At 71.5% G+C, this 19,776-nt stretch carries 1 protein-coding gene (only partly in view); it reads left to right on the top strand.

The annotated features are described in order from the left end of the window. A protein-coding gene (locus tag RKD20_RS09175) for a non-ribosomal peptide synthase/polyketide synthase (RefSeq protein ID WP_424877281.1) crosses the window boundary here: on the top strand, positions 1-19,776 show its 3' portion. 8,694 nt of this gene lie to the left of the window's left edge; 19,776 of the gene's 28,470 nt are visible here — the last part of the coding sequence; the start codon falls outside the window, past its left edge; it ends in the stop codon at positions 19,774-19,776.

Here is a 19,776-nt window from a genome sequence, read left to right as displayed (position 1 = left end):
TCGTTGACCTATGCGGGTCTGGTGGAGCGGGCGGGCCGCTTGGCGCATCACCTGCGCGGAGTGGGCGTAGGCCCGGAGACCGTCGTCGGGTTGTGCCTGCCGCGCGGCGTGGAGATGGTGACGGCGGTGCTGGCGGTGTGGCTGGCCGGTGGCGCGTATCTTCCCCTGGACCCGGACTACCCGGCCGAACGGCTGGCGTTCATGCTGGCCGACAGCCGGGCCGCGATCCTGGTGGGGACCTCCGAGCTGACCGAGGACCTGCCATTACGGCGCGTGCAGGTGGTCGAGCTCGACGCCCCCGAGGTCGTCGCGGCCGTGGCGGCGTCCCCGGCGGCCCTGCCGGAACCGTCGGGGGCCGGTCCGGACGGGCTTGCGTATGTGATCTACACGTCGGGTTCGACGGGTCGGCCCAAGGGAGTGCAGGTCACCCGGGGCGGGCTCGTCAACTACGTGTCCTGGGCCGCCGAGGCCTACGGCATGTCCGTGGGCGGGGCGGGCGGCATGGGGGCTCCGCTGCACTCTTCGCTGTCCTTCGACCTGACGGTGACGAGCCTGGTGGTGCCGCTGGCGACGGGATCGGCGGTCGTGGTCAGCCCGGGCGGCGATCCCGAGGACCTGGCCGGGGTCGCGCGCACCGCGGGCGGGTTCGGGCTGCTGAAGGCGGTGCCCGGGCACCTGCCGTTGCTGCTGGAGCTGATGTCCACGCGCGATGCGGCCCGGACGGCCAGGCGCGTGGTGGTGGGCGGTGAGGCGCTGAGCGGGACCTATGCGCGGGACTGGCTGGCCGCCGCGCCGGGGTCGGTGCTGGTGAACGAGTACGGCCCGACCGAGACGGTGGTCGGCTGCTGCGTTCATGTGCTCGTCGCCGGCCAGGAGGTGCCGGAGCAGGTCCCGATCGGGCGGCCGATCGCCAACACCCGTCTGTACGTGCTGGACCGTGCGATGGGTCTGGTTCCGGAAGGGGTGGCCGGCGAGCTGTTCATCGGCGGAGCCCAGGTGGCCCGCGGTTATGGCGGCCGGCCGGCGCTCACGGCGGAGCGGTTCGTCGCGGACCCGTTCGCCGCCGACGGCTCGCGGATGTACCGCACAGGTGACCGGGCGCGGTGGGGCGCCGACGGTGTGCTGGACTTCCTGGGCCGGGCCGACGAGCAGGTCAAGGTGCGCGGCTACCGGATCGAGCCGGGCGAGATCGAAGCAACGCTGGCGGCACATCCGGACGTGCGGTCGGCAGTGGTGGCGGTGGCCGCTGGTACAGGCCGGCTGGCAGCCTATCTGGTGCCCGCCGATCACGACGGCGGTCTCCCCCCGACCGACGAACTGCGCGACTTCCTACGGAGCCGACTGCCGGAGTTCATGGTTCCGGTCTCCTTCACCGAACTGGCCGCTCTGCCGCTGACGCCCAACGGCAAGATCGATCGCGCCGCCTTGCCCGACCCGGATGTGGTGCGTACGACGGCGGGAGAATTCGTCGCTCCGCGCAACGATGTGGAACGGATTCTGGCGGAGGCGTTCGGCCAGGCGCTGGGCCTGGACCGGGTGGGGCTCGATGACAACTTCTTCGAGTCGGGCGGAGACTCCATCATCGGGATTCAGGTGGTGGCACGGGCGCGCTCCCTGGGCGTCGGAGTGTCGGTGGCGCAGCTGTTTGATTTCCAGACGGTGAGGTCGCTGGCCGAAGTCGCCGAGGCCGGTGCCGGTGCGCTCGTGGACCAGGGCGCCGTGTCGGGAGACCTTGTGCTGTCCCCGGTGCAACGGTGGTTCTTCGGGTTGGGCTCTCCTGCGCCCTGGCATTTCAACCAGTCGGTCCTGCTGGAAGCCGTCGGCCGGGTGGATGCCGTGGTCTTGAGGGACGCGGTGGCCGCGGTGCTGGCGCACCACGACGGACTACGGTCGCGGTTCGAACGCGTGGACGGAGAATGGCGCGGGCGCGTCGCCGACATCGCGCATGACGCGGCGGATGCAGTGTGGGAGGCGGGGTCGTGCCCGTCCGGAACGCATGAAGAGGAATGGCTGACCGAGACCGCGGACAGGGCGCAGGAATCGCTGGATCTGTCGGCGGGCCCGTTGGTTCGGGTGGTCCTCTTCGACCGGGGCGAGCGCTCGTTGATCCTGGTGGTCGTGCACCACCTGGTGGTGGACACCGTGTCCTGGCCGGTCCTGACGGCCGATCTGGGAACGGCGTACGGTCAACTGTCGGCAGGGGAGCCGGTGGTGCTGCCGGCGAAGACGACGTCGTTCGCCGCGTGGACGTCGTATCTGGCCGAACTGGCGGAGTCCGATGAGATCGCCGCCGAGACGCCGTACTGGGAACGGGTCACCGCCCGGATCCGGCCGGTGCCCCGCGACCGGTCGGGCGGCAACGCGGTGGTGGCCGGACGTGAGGTGCGGGCGGCCCTCGACAGCGAGTCGACGTCGCTGCTGCTGTCCCGGGTGCCGTCGGAGTCGCGCCTGCGCGTGGACGAGGTGCTGCTCGCCGGGCTGGGCATGGTGCTGAGCGGCTGGCTCGGTGACGGCGGGGCGGCGGTCGTCGACGTGGAGAGCCACGGTCGGCACGAGGAGGGCCCCGGGATCGACCTGTCCCGGACCGTGGGCTGGTTCACCTGCCTGCACCCCGTCGCACTGCCCGGCGGAACCGAGCCCGGCGCGGTGCTGGCCGACGCCAAGGAGGTGTTGCGGCAGGTGCCCCGCCACGGTCTGGGCTATGGGCTGTTGCGTCACCTGTCGGATTGGCGCCCGCCCGCGACCGCGGAGATCAGCTTCAACTACCTCGGCCAGGCCGCCCCCGGCAGGCCCACCGGCGACCGGAACGATCACGCCGGAGACGGCGAGGCACCACCACTGCGGCCGGTCGGACGGCTGGGCCGGGAGCAGTCTGCCCAAGGCGACGCGCCCTACCTGATCGGCATCAGCGGCCAGGTCGTCGACGGCCGCCTGATCCTCGGCTGGAACTACAGCGACGCGGTTCACGACGAGGCGACGATCTCGGCGCTGGCTCACCGCTACATCGAGGTCCTCGGCGAGCTGATCGACCACTGCTGCCGCCCGGAGGGCGGCGGCAGCACACCGTCGGACTTCCCCCTGGCCCGCCTCGACCAGTCCTCTCTCGACCACATCAAGCACCGGATCGGCCCGGCGATCGAGGACATCTACCCGCTGACCGGGTTGCAGCAGGGCATGCTGTTCCACTCCCGGCTGGCGCCCGAGATGGGCATGTACTGGGTGCGGATGAGCCTTCCGCTCCAGGGCGAACTGGACCTGGAGGCGCTGCGCGGGGCGTGGGAGTTGGTCTTCGCCCGGCACGAGGTGTTGCGTACCGGGGTGGTGTGGGAGCAGGTTCCGGTGCCGATGGCGGTGGTGTCGCGGTCGGTGCCGCTGCCCTGGCAGGTGGTCGACCTGTCCGGTCTGGACGGGGACGCCCAGCGGCGGGCGATCGAGGACTACGTGGCCGCCGACGAGACGGCGGGCGCCGACTTCGGGGCGCCGACGCTGGTGCGTGTCGCACTGGTGCGTCTGGGGGAGCGCCGCCATCAGCTGCTGTGGAGCTACCACCACCTGGCGCTGGACGGCTGGAGCGCCCCCGTCGTGCTCGGTGAGGTTCTCCAGGCATACGGGGAGTCGATCATGGGACGGCAGCCCGTGCTGCCCGGCCGGCGCCCGTTCCGCGACTTCGTGTCCTGGCTGGCCGAGCAGGGACACGACGAGGCCGAACGGTACTGGCGGGAGCAGCTCGCAGGGTTCACCGCACCCACCTCGCTGGGCCTCGAGCACACGACAGGCCGGACCGGCCGGGACCTGGCCTGGGCCCCGCTGCCTGCGGACACCTCCGCGCGGGTGGCGGAGTTCGCGCGACGGCACCGGCTGACGGTCAACACGGTCGTCCAGGGCGCGTGGGCGGTCCTCACCGCCCGCTACGCCGACACCGACGACGTCGTCTTCGGCGTGTCCTCCTCCGGGCGCAGCGGCCAGCTCGAGGGCATCGAGTCCATGGTCGGCCTGCTGATGAACACCACCCCGGCCCGTATCAGGATCGATCCCGGTGAGACCGTGCCGCGGTGGCTGGCCGGAATACAGGCCGAGCAGGCACGCGGTCGCCGGTTCGAGCACACCCCGCTGACCGACATCCAGGCCTGCAGCCAGGTCCCCGCCGGCCAGTCCCTGTTCGAGACGTTGTTCGTGTTCGAGAACTACCCCCTCCCCGGCGGCGGCGGAGGCGGCGGCCAGGGCGAACCGGAAGCCGACGACCTGCGTTTCGGCGAGATCTCCCACGGCCACCAGCGGCTGAACTACCCCTTGGTCGTCATCGCGGGCACGGCACCGCGCCTGCAGGTCGGCTTCAGCTACGACCTCTCCCGGTTCGACGCCGGCACGATCGATCGGCTGGCGGGCCATCTGGCCGCAGTGCTGGCGGACGTCGTCGCCGACGACGAGGCGACCGTCGGTGACCTGTCGGTGTTCTCGGCGGCGGAACGCGCCGAGCTGCTCGAGTGGGGATCAGGTGCCGCGGTACCGGCGGCGGCGTCCGGTCCGGGCGGAGTGCACGATCTGGTCGCCGAGCAGGTGAGGCGGTCACCGGACGCCGTGGCGGTGGTGTGCGGGTCGCGTCACATGACGTACCGGGAGCTGTGGGAGCAGGCCGGGCGGTTGGCCGGGGCGCTGCGGGCGGCGGGTGCGGGCCCGGAGTCGGTGGTGGGCCTGTGCCTGGAACGCGGAATCGACATGGTGACGGCGGTCCTGGCGACCTGGCGCGCCGGGGCGGCCTTCGTGCCGCTGGATCCGGAGTACCCGGCCGAGCGGTTGGCGTTCATGCTGGCCGATTCGGATGCGCGGGTGGTGGTGGGGCATCGGTCGGTGGCCGCGGGACTGGTGGATTCCGCGGTGGACTCGGTCCTTTGGCTGGACGATCCGACCGCACGGATCCGTCCCCACGCGTCGGGGGATCTGTTGGGGTTGGTGGTGGGTGGGTCTCAGTTGGCGTATGTGATTTATACGTCGGGGACGTCGGGGGTGCCGAAGGGTGTTGGGGTGGGGCATGGGGGGTTGGTGAGTCTGGCGGTGGGTTTGTGGCCGTTGCTGGGCAGGGGGCCGCGGGGGTTGTTGCTGGCGCCGTTCAGTTTTGATGCTGCGGTGTGGGAGTTGGTGATGGTGTTGTCGGGGGGCGGCACGTTGGTGGTGGCGTCGTCCGGGGAGCGGGCTGAGCCGGGTGGGTTGGTGCGGTCTGCGGGGGTGGAGTTGGCGTTTGTGGTGCCGTCGTTGTTGCGGGTGTTGGCGCCGGGTGATCTGGCGGGGTTGAGGACGCTGGTGACGGGTGCGGAGCGGGTGGATGCGGGTCTGGTGTCGGTGTGGGGGGCGGCTGGGTGTCGGTTGGTGAATGCGTATGGGCCGACGGAGGCCACGGTGGTGGCGAGTATTGGTGTGGTGGAGGGGGTGGGTGGGGGTGTTGTGCCGATCGGGGGGCCGGTGCCGGGGGCGCGGTTGTATGTGGTGGATGGGTCGTTGCGTCTGGTGCCGGTGGGTGTGGTGGGTGAGTTGTTGGTGGGTGGTGTGGGGGTGGCGCGTGGTTATGCCGGGCGTGCGGGGTTGACGGCGGAGCGTTTCGTCCCTGATCCGTTCGCGGGGGATGGTGCGCGGGTGTATCGGACCGGGGACCGGGTGCGGTGGCTGGCGGATGGCCGGCTGGAGTTCGTGGGCCGGGTGGATGAGCAGGTCAAGGTGCGGGGGTTCCGGATCGAGCCGGGTGAGGTGGAGGCCGTGCTGGCCGCGCATCCGCGGGTGCGGTCCGCGGTGGTCACTGCCTGGGGTGAGGGGGCGGCCGCGCGGCTGGCCGCCTATCTGGTGCCCACCGACCCGGCCGAAGGGCTGCCGGCGGTGGAGGAACTGCGTGCGTTCCTGCGGTCGCGGTTGCCGGCTTTCATGGTCCCGTCGTCGTTCACCGAGTTGTCCGCGCTGCCGTTGACCCCGGGCGGCAAGACCGACCGGGCCGCCCTGCCCGACCCCGAACCAGACCGCACCCAACCTGACGGATTCGTAGCGCCTTCGACCCCCGCGGAAGAGGTCCTGGCCGGAATCTGGGCGGCACTCCTCGGAGCGGACCGGATCGGCGCCTGCGACGACTTCTTCCAGCTCGGCGGACACTCCCTGCTGGCAACCCAGGTGATGTCCAGGGTACGGACGGTGTTCGGAGCGGAGGTGCCGCTGTCGGCCCTGTTCGAACAGCCGACGGTCAGGGGCCTCGCCGAGGTGATCGAGGGCACCGCGCGCGGCGTAGTGGTGCCGCCGGTGACGCCCGTACCCCGGGACCGGTCGCTGCCGCTGTCGTTCGCCCAGCAGCGGCTGTGGTTCCTCCACCAGCTGGAGCCGGATTCGACCGAATACAACCTGCTGCTGCCGGTGGAACTCGATCGCAACCTGGACGTGGCCGCGCTGGGCGCGGCGCTGGGTGCGCTGGTGGCGCGGCACGAGGTGTTGCGGACCCGGCTGGTGGCGGGCACCGACGGGGTGGCCCACCAGGTGATCGATCCGCCGCGGCCGGTGCCGCTGCCCGTGGTGGACGTGTCGGGCACGGCCGATGCGGAGACCGCCGTACGGGACCTGCTGGAGGCGGAGGCGTCCACCCCCTTCGACCTGGCGGCCGGACCACTGGTCCGCACCTGCCTGATCCGCCTGGGCACGGCTGGACAGGTGCTGGTGCTGTCGCTGCACCACGTGGTCTTCGACGAGTGGTCGGCGCGGGTGTTCCGGCGCGAGCTGTCCGCCCTCTGCACGGCGCTGCGGGCCGGGGACCCGGATCCGCTGGCACCCCTCACGGTGCAGTACGCCGACTTCGCGGCCTGGCAGCGGTCCTGGCTGACCGGCGAGGTCCTCGACCGGCAGCTCGCCTACTGGCGGGACGAACTGGCCGAGGTGCCGGCGCTGGAACTGCCCACTGACCGGCCACGCCCGCCGGTGCTGTCCACCGCAGGGGCGGCGGTGCAGTTCACCGTGGCCGCCGACACGGCCGACCGGCTGCGGGAAGTCGCCCGCGACAACGGCGCGACGATGTTCATGACGCTGCTGGCCGGGTTCAACCTGCTGCTCAGCCGGTACTGCGGCACCGACGACATCGCGGTGGGCACACCCGTCGCGGGCCGGAACCGAGCGGAGACCGAGGACCTGATCGGGTTCTTCGTCAACACCCTGGTCCTGCGTACCGACCTGTCCGCAGACCCCTCCTTCAACGACGTGGTCGGCCGGGTCCGGGAGACGGCGCTGGGCGCCTACGCCCACCAGGACCTGCCGTTCGAGCAGCTGGTGGACGCCCTGGTCACCGACCGGGACCGCTCCCGGACCCTCCTGTTCCAGGTCTTCTTCAACTACGTCGCAGCAGGCGGCGGCGCCCGGCCGGAACCCGGAGCCCCGGACGCACGCCCCGCGGACACCCTCGCCCGCCCCCTCACCCTCGCCGACCTGGACCTCACGCTCATCGACTCCGGCGAGGGCGGCCTGACCGGGATCATCCAGTACAGCACCGCCCTGTTCGACGCGACCACGATCGAGCGTCTGACCGGGCATCTGGGCACCCTGCTGTCCGCGGCCGCCGCCGACGCGGCCCGGCCGCTGTCTGCGCTGCCCGTCCTGACCGCCGACGAGCGTACGACGCTGGTGCACACCTGGAACGACACCGCCGTCACCTGGCCGACCTCGATCGAAGTACCCGAGCTGATCACTTCCCACGCGGTGGCCACCCCGGACGCGATCGCCGTGGTCTGCGGTCGTCGGTCCCTCTCCTACGGCGCGCTGCTGGCGCGTGCCACCCGGCTCGCCCACCATCTGCGCGCCCTCGGGGTCGGCCCGGAGTCCGTCGTCGGGCTGGGCCTGTCACGCGGGATCGACCTCACGATCTCGGTGCTCGCGATCTGGCAGGCGGGTGGCGCCTTCCTGCCGCTGGACCCCGGCTACCCGGCCGAGCGGCTCGCGTTCATGCTCGCCGACAGCGGGGCCACGGTCCTGGTCGGTGACCGGGAGATGACCGCCGCACTCCCGGACGGCGCCGCCGACGGGCGCACGGTGGTGCTGCTCGACGACCCGGACGTCCGGCGGCGGCCGGCCGAGATGCCGACGGAACGCCCCGTCCCCGCGGCGGCCGGCAGGCTGGCGTACGTCATCTACACATCCGGTTCCACGGGTACGCCGAAGGGCGTCATGATCGCGCACGACGCCCTGGCGAACTATGTGCGCGGCTTCAACGACCGGTATTCCCTCACCACCCACGACCGGGTCCTGATGTACTCCTCGCCGAGCACCGACGCCTTCGGGATCGAGCTGTACCCGGGCCTGGCCGCGGGCGGCACCCTGGTGATCGTCCCCGCGTCCGGCCCCGCCACCGACATCGCCGGGCTGGCCGAGACCATGGCCGACCGGCAGGTGACCCTGCTGGGTACCGTCCCGGCCGTGCTGCGCCTGCTCAGCGGGCTTCCCGCCCTCGCACGGTGCACGGCGCTGCGCCAGGTGGTCTGCGGGGGCGAGCAGCTCACCGGCGACATCGCCGCGGCTCTGCACGAGCGGTTGCGGGTGCCGCTGCACAACGTCTACGGGCCGACCGAGGCCACCATCGACGCGACCTCGGCCACCCACTACCCGGCCACCGGTCAGGCCGAAGGAGCTCTCCCCATCGGCGGCCCGATCGCCAACACCCGGGCACACGTGGTGGACCGCCACCTGAATCCGGTGCCGGTCGGAGTGGTCGGAGAGCTGTTCATCAGCGGGGTGCAGCTGGCCCGCGGCTACGGCGGCCGGCCGGCGCTCACGGCGGAGCGGTTCGTCGCCGACCCGTTCGCCGCCGACGGCTCGCGCATGTACCGGACCGGGGACCGGGTGCGGTGGCTGCCGGACGGTCTGCTGGAGTTCCTGAGCCGGACCGACGAACAGGTCAAGGTGCGCGGCTACCGGATCGAGCCGGGGGAGGTGGAGGCGGTCCTGGCTGCCCACCCGGGGATCCAGGCCGCGGCGGTCGTCGTGGCCGGGGACAGTCCGGCCGCCCGGCTGGCCGCGTTCCTGGTGCCCGCTGACGCCGCCGAAGGCATCCCCGCGCCCGGCGTCCTGCGCGGGTACGCCCAGGAGCGGTTGCCGGACTTCATGGTGCCGTCCGTGTTCAGCGAGCTGGCCGCGCTGCCGCTGACCCCGGCCGGAAAGGTCGATCGCGCCGCGCTGCAGGCGTCCGACACCGCACCCCCGGAGCTCGACGGCGTGTTCGTCGCCCCCGCCACCCCGGCCGAGGAGTTGCTGGCGGGCATCTGGGCCGAGCTCCTCGAAGTCGACCGGGTGGGTGCCGACGACGACTTCTTCGAGCTGGGCGGACACTCGTTGCTGGCGACGCAGGTCGTCTCGCGGGTGCGTGAGGTGTTCGGGGCCGAGGTGCCCCTGGCGGCGCTGTTCGACCATCCGACGGTGCGCGGCCTTGCCGAGGCCGTCGAGGGCACCGCGCGCGGGCTCGTGGCACCGCCGATGACACCGGTGCCGCGGGACCGGCCGCTGCCGCTGTCGTTCGCCCAGCAGCGGCTGTGGTTCCTGGACCAGCTCCGGCCCGGGTCGGTGGAGTACGTCGTCCCGTTCCTCGAACACCTGGGACGCGACGTGGACGTGACCGCGCTGACCGCCGCTCTGAGCGCGGTGGTGGCCCGGCACGAGGTGCTCCGGACCCGGCTGGTGGCCGACCCCGAGGGGACGGCCTGGCAGGTGATCGACTCGCCCTCCCCGTTCGATCTGCCGGTGGTCGACGTGTCGTCCCTGGCCGATCCGGTCCTGGCGATGCGGGCCCTGCTGGCGGCGGAGATGACGTCGCCGTTCGACCTGGCGGCCGGGCCGCTGGTCCGCGCCTGCCTGATCCGCCTGGGCACGGAAAGACACCTCCTGGCGCTCACCATGCACCACGTGGTCTCCGACGAGTGGTCGGATCGCGTACTGCGGCGGGATCTGCTGGCCCTGTACGAGGCGTTCCGGAGCGGTGAGCCGGATCCGTTGCCGCCGCTGGTGGTGCAGTACGCGGACTTCGCGGCTTGGCAGCGGTCCTGGCTGACCGGCGAGGCCCTCGACCGGCAGTTCGCCTACTGGCGGGAGACGCTCGCCGATGTGCCGGTACTGGAACTGCCGACCGACCGCCCGCGGCCGCCGGTGCGCTCCAACACCGGTGCGGCGGTCGGGTTCACGATCCCTGAGCCGGTCGCGGACAGGCTGAGGAGGATCGCCCGCCGGAACAACGCGACGATGTTCATGACCCTGCTGGCCGGGTTCTCGGTGATGCTGGGCCGGTACGCGGACACCGACGACATCGTCGTCGGATCGCCGGTCGCGGGCCGGAACCGCGCCGAGACCGAGGACCTGATCGGGTTCTTCGTGAACATGCTGGTGATGCGGACCGACCTGTCCGGCGGACCGTCGTTCACCGACGTGCTGAGCAGGGTGAGGCAAACCGCGCTGGGTGCGTACGCCCATCAGGACCTGCCGTTCGAGCAGTTGGTGGACGCCCTCGTCACCGAACGCGACCGCTCCCGCACCCCGCTCTTCCAGGTGTCGTTCGACTACTTCGGAGACGACGGCCCACAGGGCGACACTCCCGCCGAGAGCGGAGAGCAGGCCGAAGGACTCGCCAAGGTCGACCTCCGCCTGACGGTGGGCGGCACCGGCCCCGGCGGTGGGCTCACAGGCATGATCGCCTATGCGACGGCGTTGTTCGACCGGGGCACGGTGCAGCGGATGGTGGAGCACTTGTGCACGGTGCTGGGTGCGGTGGCTGTTGATCCTGACCGGCCGTTGTCCGCTGTGTCGATGGTGGGTGCTGTTGAGCGTGTGGAGTTGTTGGAGGGGTGGAGCGGGGCTGGGGTTGGGGCTTTGGGTGGGGGTGGGGTTGCGGAGGCGGTGCTGGCGTGTGGGGGGTCGGTTCCGGATGCGGTGGCGGTGGTGGGTCCTGAGGGTTGTGTGACGTATGGGGGGTTGGTGGGGCGGGCGTCGCGGTTGGCGGCGTATTTGCGTGGTGTGGGGGTGGGTGCGGAGACCGTTGTGGGGTTGTGTCTGCCGGCGGGTGTGGAGATGGTGACGGCGGTGTTGGGGGTGTGGCTGGCGGGGGGTGCGTATCTGCCGTTGGATCCGGCGTTCCCGGTGGGGCGGTTGGCGTTCATGCTGGCTGACAGCCGTGCCGCGGTGGTGGTGAGTCATCGGGCGATGGCCGCCGCGCTCGCGGACTCTGCGGTGGAGACGGTGGTGTCGTTGGACGATCCGGTGGTGCGTGCGGATCTGGCCGGGTTGTCTTCGGTGCGGGTGGGGTCGGTGGTGAGGCGTCGTGGTCAGTTGGCGTATGTGGTGTATACGTCGGGTTCGTCGGGGCGGCCGAAGGGTGTGCAGGTCACGTTCGGTGGTGTGGCGGGGTATGTGGCGGGGGTGGTGGGTCGTCTGGGTGTGGGTGGTGGTGGCCGGTTCGGTGTGGTGCAGCCGTTGGTGACGGATCTGGGCAACACGATGGTGTTCGCGTCGTTGGTGTGTGGTGGTGTGTTGCATGTGCTGGATGCGGCTGTGGTGGCTGATCCGGGTGCGGTGCGCGGTTTTGTGGCGCGGTGGGGGATCGATTTCTTGAAGGTGGTGCCTTCGCATCTGGCCGCGCTGGCCGGTGCCGGTGCGGGTGCGGGTGCGGGTGCGGGTGGGGTGGTGGGGCTGCTGCCGGGGCGGGTGCTGGTGTTGGGGGGTGAGGCGGTTTCGCCGGGTCTGGCTGCGCGGTTGGTGGAGGTGGCGGGGGATCGGGTGGTGGTTAATCACTATGGTCCGACGGAGACGACGGTGGGTGTGCTTACTGCGCGGGTGGGTGGGGTGGAGGCGGCGGCTGGGGTGGTGCCGGTGGGTTCGCCTTTGCCGGGGACGCGGGTGTATGTGCTGGATCGTCATCTGGGCCCGGTGCCGGTGGGGGTGGCGGGGGAGTTGTATGTGGGCGGGGTGCAGGTGGCGCGTGGTTATGGGGGGCGTCCCGCGCTGACGGCGGAGCGTTTTGTCCCGGACCCGTTTGCGGGGGATGGTGGGCGGTTGTATCGCACGGGGGACCGGGTGCGGTGGCTGGCGGGTGGCCGGGTGGAGTTTTTGGGCCGGGTGGATGGTCAGGTCAAGGTGCGGGGGTTCCGGGTCGAGCCGGGTGAGGTGGAGGCCGTGCTGGCCGCGCATCCGGGGGTCGCGGCGGCTGTGGTGGTGGCTTCGGGAAGGGAAGCGGCGGCACGGCTGATCGCGTATGCGGTGCCCGCCGGTGCCGACAGCACTCTTCCGCCGGCCGGAGAGCTGCGTGACCATCTGCGGCGCCGGTTGCCGGAGTTCATGGTTCCGTCGGTGTTTGTGGGGTTGGGGGCTGTGCCGCTGACGTCCAACGGGAAGGTGGATCGGGCGGCGTTGCCTGATCCGGATGTTTCCCGTTCGGATGTGGGTGTGTTTGTGGCGCCGGTGGGGGCGTCGGAGGAGTTGCTGGCGGGGATCTGGGCGCAGGTGCTGGGGTGTGGTCCGGTGGGTGCGCTGGACAATTTCTTTGAGTTGGGCGGGCATTCGTTGCTGGCTACGCAGGTGGTGTCCCGGATTCGTGAGGTGTTCGGGAGTGAGGTTGCGCTGGCGGCGTTGTTTGATCATCCGACGGTGCGGGCTTTGGCGGGGGTGGTTGAGGGGGCGGTGCCGGGTGTGGTGGTGCCGCCGGTGACGGTGGTGGGCCGGGACGAGTTGTTGCCGTTGTCGTTCGGGCAGCAGCGGTTGTGGTTCCTTGACCGGTTGGAGCCGGGTTCGGTCGAGTACAACGTGCCGATGCATCTGCGCCTGGGTCGCGACATCGATGTGGTGGCGCTCCACGCGGCGTTGACGGCCGTGGTCGCGCGGCATGAGGTGTTGCGGACCCGGCTGGTGGCGGACCCGGACGGGGTGGCGTACCAGGTGATCGATCCGCCTGGGCCGGTGCCGCTGCCTGTGGTGGATGTGTCGGGTGTCGCTGATCCGTTGGGTGTGGCCCGGGATCTGGTGGAGGGCGATGCGGTGGCGCCGTTCGACCTGGCCGCCGGGCCGGTACTGCGGGCCTGCCTGATCCGGCTGGGTGCGGCCGGGCATGTGTTGGCTGTGTCGGTGCATCACGTGGCCTCGGACGAGTGGTCGGGGCGGATCTTCCACCGCGAGCTGGAGCTCCTGTACGAGGCGTTCCGGGCCGGTGAGCCGGATCCTCTGCCGCCTCTGCCGGTGCAGTACGCCGACTACGCGGTGTGGCAGCGGTCCTGGCTGACCGGCGAGGTCCTGGATGGTCAGCTGGCCTACTGGCGGGAGAAGCTGGCCGGGGCGCCTGTGCTGGAGCTGCCCACCGACCGGCCCCGGCCGCCGGTGCGCTCCACCGCGGGCACCGCGGCACACTTCACCATCCCGGCCGAGACCGCCGACGCGCTGCGCGAGTTGGCCCGCGCGAACGGCGCGACCATGTACATGGTCCTGCTGGCGGCCTACCTGGTGCTGCTGGGCCGGTACTGCGGCACCGACGACGTGGCGGTCGGTACGCCGGCGGCCAACCGCAACCGCGCCGAGACGGAGGACCTGATCGGGTTCTTCGTCAACACCCTGGTCCTGCGCACCGACCTGTCCGGCGACCCCACGTTCGCCGAACTCGTCGGCCGGGTCCGGGAAACGGCACTGGGCGCCTACGCCCACCAGGACCTGCCCTTCGAACAGCTCGTGGACGCCCTCGTCACCGAACGCGACCGCTCCCGCACCCCCCTCTTCCAGGTCTTCTTCAACTATCTGCGGGACGAAGACGACGGTGCGGCGGCCGGAGACCACCACGACGGCGCACAGGCGTCGCCCCGGACCGTGAAGTTCGACCTGACGGTGAACCTGGTCGACGCCGGCACCGGGCTGGCCGGATCGATCGAGTACAGCACGGCGCTGTTCGACCGGGACACGGTTGAACGTATGGTCGGCCACCTGATCACGGCACTGGGCGCGGTGGCGGAGGACCCGGACCGGAGGCTGTCTCGGCTGCCCGTCCTGACCACCGCCGAGCAGAACCTGATGCTGGCGGCCTGGAACGACACCACGAGGTCCGCGCCCGCGGTGGGCGGAGTGCACGAGCTGGTGGCGGACCAGGCGGCCGTACGACCCGACGCGGTGGCGGTGGTGGCCGACGGGACCGTGCTGACCTACGCCGCGCTGGAGGAACGTGCCGCCCGGCTCGCCCACCGGCTTCGTACGCTGGGCGCGGGTGCCGAGTCTGTCGTAGGCCTGTGCCTCGAACGTGGCCTCGACCAGGTCGTCGCGATGCTCGCGGTCTGGAAGGCGGGCGCCGCCTACCTGCCGCTGGACCCCGACCACCCTGTGGAGCGGCTGGCGTTCGTCCTGGCCGACAGCGGAGTCCGTGTCCTGGTCGGCCACCGCGCCGTGGCCGGCGGCCTCTCCGCGGACATCAGGATCTGGCTGGATGCCCCGGCCGAAGCCGTCGGCCCGGCAGGGGCGCCGGAGCCGGAGCCGGCCGCGGACCGCCTCGCCTACGTGATCTACACCTCCGGGTCGACCGGGGCCCCGAAGGGAGTGCAGGTCACACAGCACAACCTGGTGAACTTTCTGGCTGCGATGGCGGAACGTCCCGGCCTCACCTCCGCCGACGTGCTGCTGGCCGTCACCACCCTGGGATTCGACATCGCCGGCCTGGAGCTGCTGCTTCCGCTGACCGTCGGCGCACAGGTCGTCGTGGCGGACCGGGACACGGTCCGCTCCCCCCGGCTGCTGGCGGACGAGATCGGCCGGAGCGGCGCCACCGTCATGCAGGCGACACCGTCGACCTGGCAGATGCTGGTCGTCGACGGCTGGAGGGGGACGGCACGCCTCCGCGCGCTGTGCGGCGGTGAGGCACTTCCCGACGAACTGGCCAGGGCGATCCAGGCACGCACCGCCGGCGTGTGGAACATGTACGGGCCCACGGAGACCACCATCTGGTCCACCTGCCGGCCCCTGACGGAAGACGGGCCGGTCACCCTCGGGGCGCCGGTGGCCAACACCCGCGTCCACGTGCTGGACCGCCAACTGAGGCCGGCGCCCGTCGGGGTGGCCGGTGAGCTGTTCATCGGCGGCGCCGGAGTGGCCCGTGGCTACGCCGGGCGCCCGGCGCTGACGGCGGAGCGGTTCGTGGCCGACCCGTTCGTGGCGGACGGGTCGCGGCTGTACCGGACCGGGGACGTCGTCCGCAGGCGGGCGGGCGGAGAGCTGGAGTTCCTCGGCCGGGCCGACGACCAGGTCAAGGTGCGCGGGTTCCGGGTCGAGCTGGGCGAGGTGACGGCGGCGCTGACGGCGCATTCCCGGATACGGTCGGCCACGGTCACCGCCTGGGGCGAGGCCGGCGACCGGCTGGCCGCCTACCTGGTCCCGGTGGACCAGGGCCGGGGCATCCCCGCGGCGGAGGACCTCCGCGCCTTCCTGCGGAGGAGCCTGCCGGAGTACATGGTCCCCTCGGTGTTCACCGAGCTGGCCGCCCTGCCGCTGACCCCCAACGGGAAGCTGGACCGGGCCGCGCTGCCCGCCCCCGACATCGCCCGCCCCGAGCTGGGCGCCTTCGTGGCGCCGACCGGGGCGACCGAGGAACTCCTGGCCGGGATCTGGGCACAGCTGCTCGGCGCCGACCAGATCGGCGCACTGGACGGCTTCTTCGAGTTGGGCGGGCACTCGCTGCTGGCCACACAAGTGATCTCCCGGATCAGAGAGGTGTTCGGAGCCGAGGTCGCGCTGGCCGCGCTGTTCGAACACCCCACCCTGCGGGCCCTGGCCGCCGTCGTCGACCGGACCATGCCGGGATCGGCCGCCCCGCCGATCACACGGGTGTCCAGGGACCGGGCACTGCCGTTGTCGTTCGCCCAGCAGCGCCTGTGGTTCCTGAACCAGCTCGAGCCCGGGTCGGCCGAGTACAACCTGCCGTCGCTGATCCCGATGGGCGGCCCGGTGGACGTGGCGGCGCTGGGCGCGGCGCTGCGTGCGCTGGTGGCGCGGCACGAGGTGTTGCGGACCCGGCTGGTGGCGGGCCCGGACGGGGTGGCGTACCAGGTGATCGACCCGCCGGGGCCGGTTCCGCTGCCGGTGGCGGACGTGTCAGGCGTCGCCGATCCCCTGGGTGCGGCCAGGCGTCTGGTGGCGGTCGACAGGGCGGAGCCGTTCGATCTGGCGTCCGGACCGCCTCTGAGGGCCGGCCTGATCCGGCTGGCCGGCGACAGGCAGGTGCTGGCGCTGACCCTCCACCATGTGGCGTTCGACGACTGGTCGGACCGGATCCTGCGCCGCGACCTTTCCTCGCTGTACGAGGAGTTCCGGACGGGCCGTCCGGCTCCGCTGCCGCCGCTCGCGGTGCAGTACGCCGACTTCGCGGTGTGGCAGCGGGCCTGGCTGGCCGATGACGTCCAGGACCGGCAACTGGCCTACTGGCGGGAGCGGCTGGCGGCCCTGCCGGTCCTGGAGCTTCCCCTGGACCGGCCGCGTCCGCCGCTGCGCTCGTCGGCGGGAGCGGCGATGCGGTTCAGCGTGCCCGGCGAGGTCGTGCGGGGCCTGCACGAAGCGACCCGCGAGAGCGGCGCGACGATGTACATGACCCTTCTGGCCGCGTTCAGCGTCCTGCTGGGTCGGTACAGCGGTCAGGACGACATCGTGGTGGGCACACCGGTGGCCGGCAGGAACCGGGCGGAGAGCGAGGATCTGATCGGGTTCTTCGTCAACACGCTGGTGATGCGCACCGATCTGTCGGGGGATCCGTCGTTCGCCGAGCTGATGGGCCGGGTGCGGGAGACCGCGCTGGGTGCTTACGCCCATCAGGACCTGCCGTTCGAGCAGTTGGTGGACGCCCTGGTCACCGAACGGGACAGGTCCCGGACCCCGCTGTTCCAGGTGCTGTTCGACTACTACCGGCAGGACACCGCAGAAGGAAGCGGCCCCGCGGAAGGCGTCCAGGCCGACGTGACCGCCAAGTTCGACCTGCGCCTGATCGTGGTCGAAGACGACGACGGCCTCACGGCCACCATCGAGTACGGCGTCGCGTTGTTCGACGCGGCGACGATCGACCGGTTGGCGAGGCATCTGCGGATGCTGCTGGCACGGGTCGCGGAGAACCCGCACCGGCCGATATCCGAGATTTCCCTGGTGCCGGCGGTCGACCACGCCGAGCTGCTGGCGCTGGGGTCGGGTGCCGCGCGCCCGGAGTCCGAGGCGGGCGGACTACCCGGGCTGTTGGTGAGCCATGCCGCAGACCGCCCCGACGCGGTGGCGGTCATGTGCGGGCAGCGGCAGGTGACCTACGGAGGCCTGGTGGAGCGGGCGTCGCGGCTGGCGCGGCACCTGCGCGGGCTGGGTGCGGGGCCGGAGTCCGTGGTGGGCATCTGCATGGACCGGGGCGTGGATCTGGCGGTCGCGGTGGTGGGTGTGTGGCTGGTGGGGGCGGCGTTCGTGCCGCTGGATCCGGAGTATCCGGCCGAGCGGTTGGCGTTCATGCTGGCTGATTCGGGTGCGCGGGTGGTGGTTGCTGACCGGGCCGGGGCGGTTGTGCTGGGTGGTGAGGTGCCGGTGGTGCGTCTGGATGACCCGGTGGTTCGGGCGGGGGTGGATGGGCTGTCGGGGGATCTGTCGGGGGATCTGTTGGGGTTGGTGGTGGGTGGGTCTCAGTTGGCGTATGTGATTTATACGTCGGGGACGTCGGGGGTGCCGAAGGGTGTGGGGGTGGGGCATGGGGGGTTGGTGAGTCTGGCGGTGGGTTTGTGGCCGTTGCTGGGCAGGGGGCCGCGGGGGTTGTTGCTGGCGCCGTTCAGTTTTGATGCTGCGGTGTGGGAGTTGGTGATGGTGTTGTCGGGGGGCGGCACGTTGGTGGTGGCGTCGTCCGGGGAGCGGGCTGAGCCGGGTGGGTTGGTGCGGTCTGCGGGGGTGGAGTTGGCGTTTGTGGTGCCGTCGTTGTTGCGGGTGTTGGCGCCGGGTGATCTGGCGGGGTTGAGGACGCTGGTGACGGGTGCGGAGCGGGTGGATGCGGGTCTGGTGTCGGTGTGGGGGGCGGCTGGGTGTCGGTTGGTGAATGCGTATGGGCCGACGGAGGCCACGGTGGTGGCGAGTATTGGTGTGGTGGAGGGGGTGGGTGGGGGTGTTGTGCCGATCGGGGGGCCGGTGCCGGGGGCGCGGTTGTATGTGGTGGATGGGTTGTTGCGTCTGGTGCCGGTGGGTGTGGTGGGTGAGTTGTTGGTGGGTGGTGTGGGGGTGGCGCGTGGTTATGCGGGGCGCCCCGGGTTGACGGCGGAGCGTTTCGTCCCTGATCCGTTTGCGGGGGATGGTGCGCGGGTGTATCGGACCGGGGACCGGGTGCGGTGGCTTTCGGATGGCCGGCTGGAGTTCGTGGGCCGGGTGGATGAGCAGGTCAAGGTGCGCGGGTTCCGGATCGAGCCGGGTGAGGTGGAGTCGGTGCTGGCCGCCTCGCATCCGGGGGTGCGGTCCGCGGTGGTCACTGCCTGGGGTGAGGGGGCGGTCGCGCGGCTGGCCGCCTATCTGGTGCCCACCGACCCGGCCGAAGGGCTGCCGGTGGTGGAGGAACTGCGTGCGTTCCTGCGGTCGCGGTTGCCCGCTTTCATGGTCCCGTCGTCGTTCACCGAGTTGTCCGCGCTGCCGTTGACCCCGGGCGGCAAGACCGACCGGGCCGCCCTGCCCGACCCCGAACCAGACCGCACCGATCTGACGGACCGGTACGTCGCCCCCCGAACGAGGATCGAGCGGGCGGTGGCCAGGGCATGGGCCGACGCGCTGGGCCTGGACCGGGTGGGCGCGGACGACAACTTCTTCGAACTCGGCGGGCACTCCCTGCTGGTGACGCAGATCGTGGCCCGGATCCGGGCCGCAGGCTACGACACCAGCGTCGGCGACCTGTTCGACCGGCCCACCGTGGCCGGCGTCGCCGCACGGATCGAGGCGCACAGGGCTGAGGCCAGACTCCGCTCGGCCGTCCGTATCAGGAGGGGCGACATCGTCCCCGCCGTGCACGCCGTGCACTCGATCACCGGCGAGGTCGCCGCCTACGCCGGACTTGCCGAGCATCTCGGCGAGGGTCAGCAGCTGATCGCGCTGCAGGAGCGGGGCCTGGTCGGCGACGACCGTCCACTGCGAACGGTCGGGACGATGGCGGCTGCCTACCTCAGGGAGGTGTTCCAACTCCAGCCGGAGGGACCGTACTTGTTCGCCGCACAGTCCGGAGGATGCTACATCGCCCTGGAGATGGCCCAGCGGGCCAGCGCCGCGGGTAAGGAGGTCGGCGGTGTGTTCCTGATGGGGCCGGCCTTCCTGGGCGCCCGCGATCCCGGCTACCGGGCCGCCGCCCAGGAGACCCGCCGGCTCCTGGCCCGTCTGGACGACACGATCCAGGCTCCGCCCGGGACCCGCCTTTCCCCGGCCGACGAGGACCGTCTGCTGCGATTCCGTGAACCCGACGACAAGATCGCCCTCGCCGTCAGGGCAGGTGACAAGCACGGGATGCGAATCATCCGTGCGGTGACCATCAACGGGCTGGCCTACACCGCATACGGGCGGAGTATGCACCGGAGGCCCTATGACGGCAGAGTGGTGCTGTTCATGCCGGGTGAGGACCCGGCCGAGATCCGGCAGCAGGCACTCGACCAGTGGCGGGCGGCGCTCGTCCGGGAGCCGGAGATCGTGGAGGTTCCCGCGGACCATTCGACCGTGCTGCGCGGAGACAGCGCGCGTGTCATCGGCGCATGGCTGAGGACGGAGATCACCCGCCGGCGGCGCTGA

This window comes from Streptomyces sp. SLBN-8D4, from assembly GCF_049739545.1.
Taxonomy (GTDB): domain Bacteria; phylum Actinomycetota; class Actinomycetes; order Streptomycetales; family Streptomycetaceae; genus Streptomyces; species Streptomyces canus_C.
This window is presented reverse-complemented; position numbering and strand designations above follow the sequence as displayed.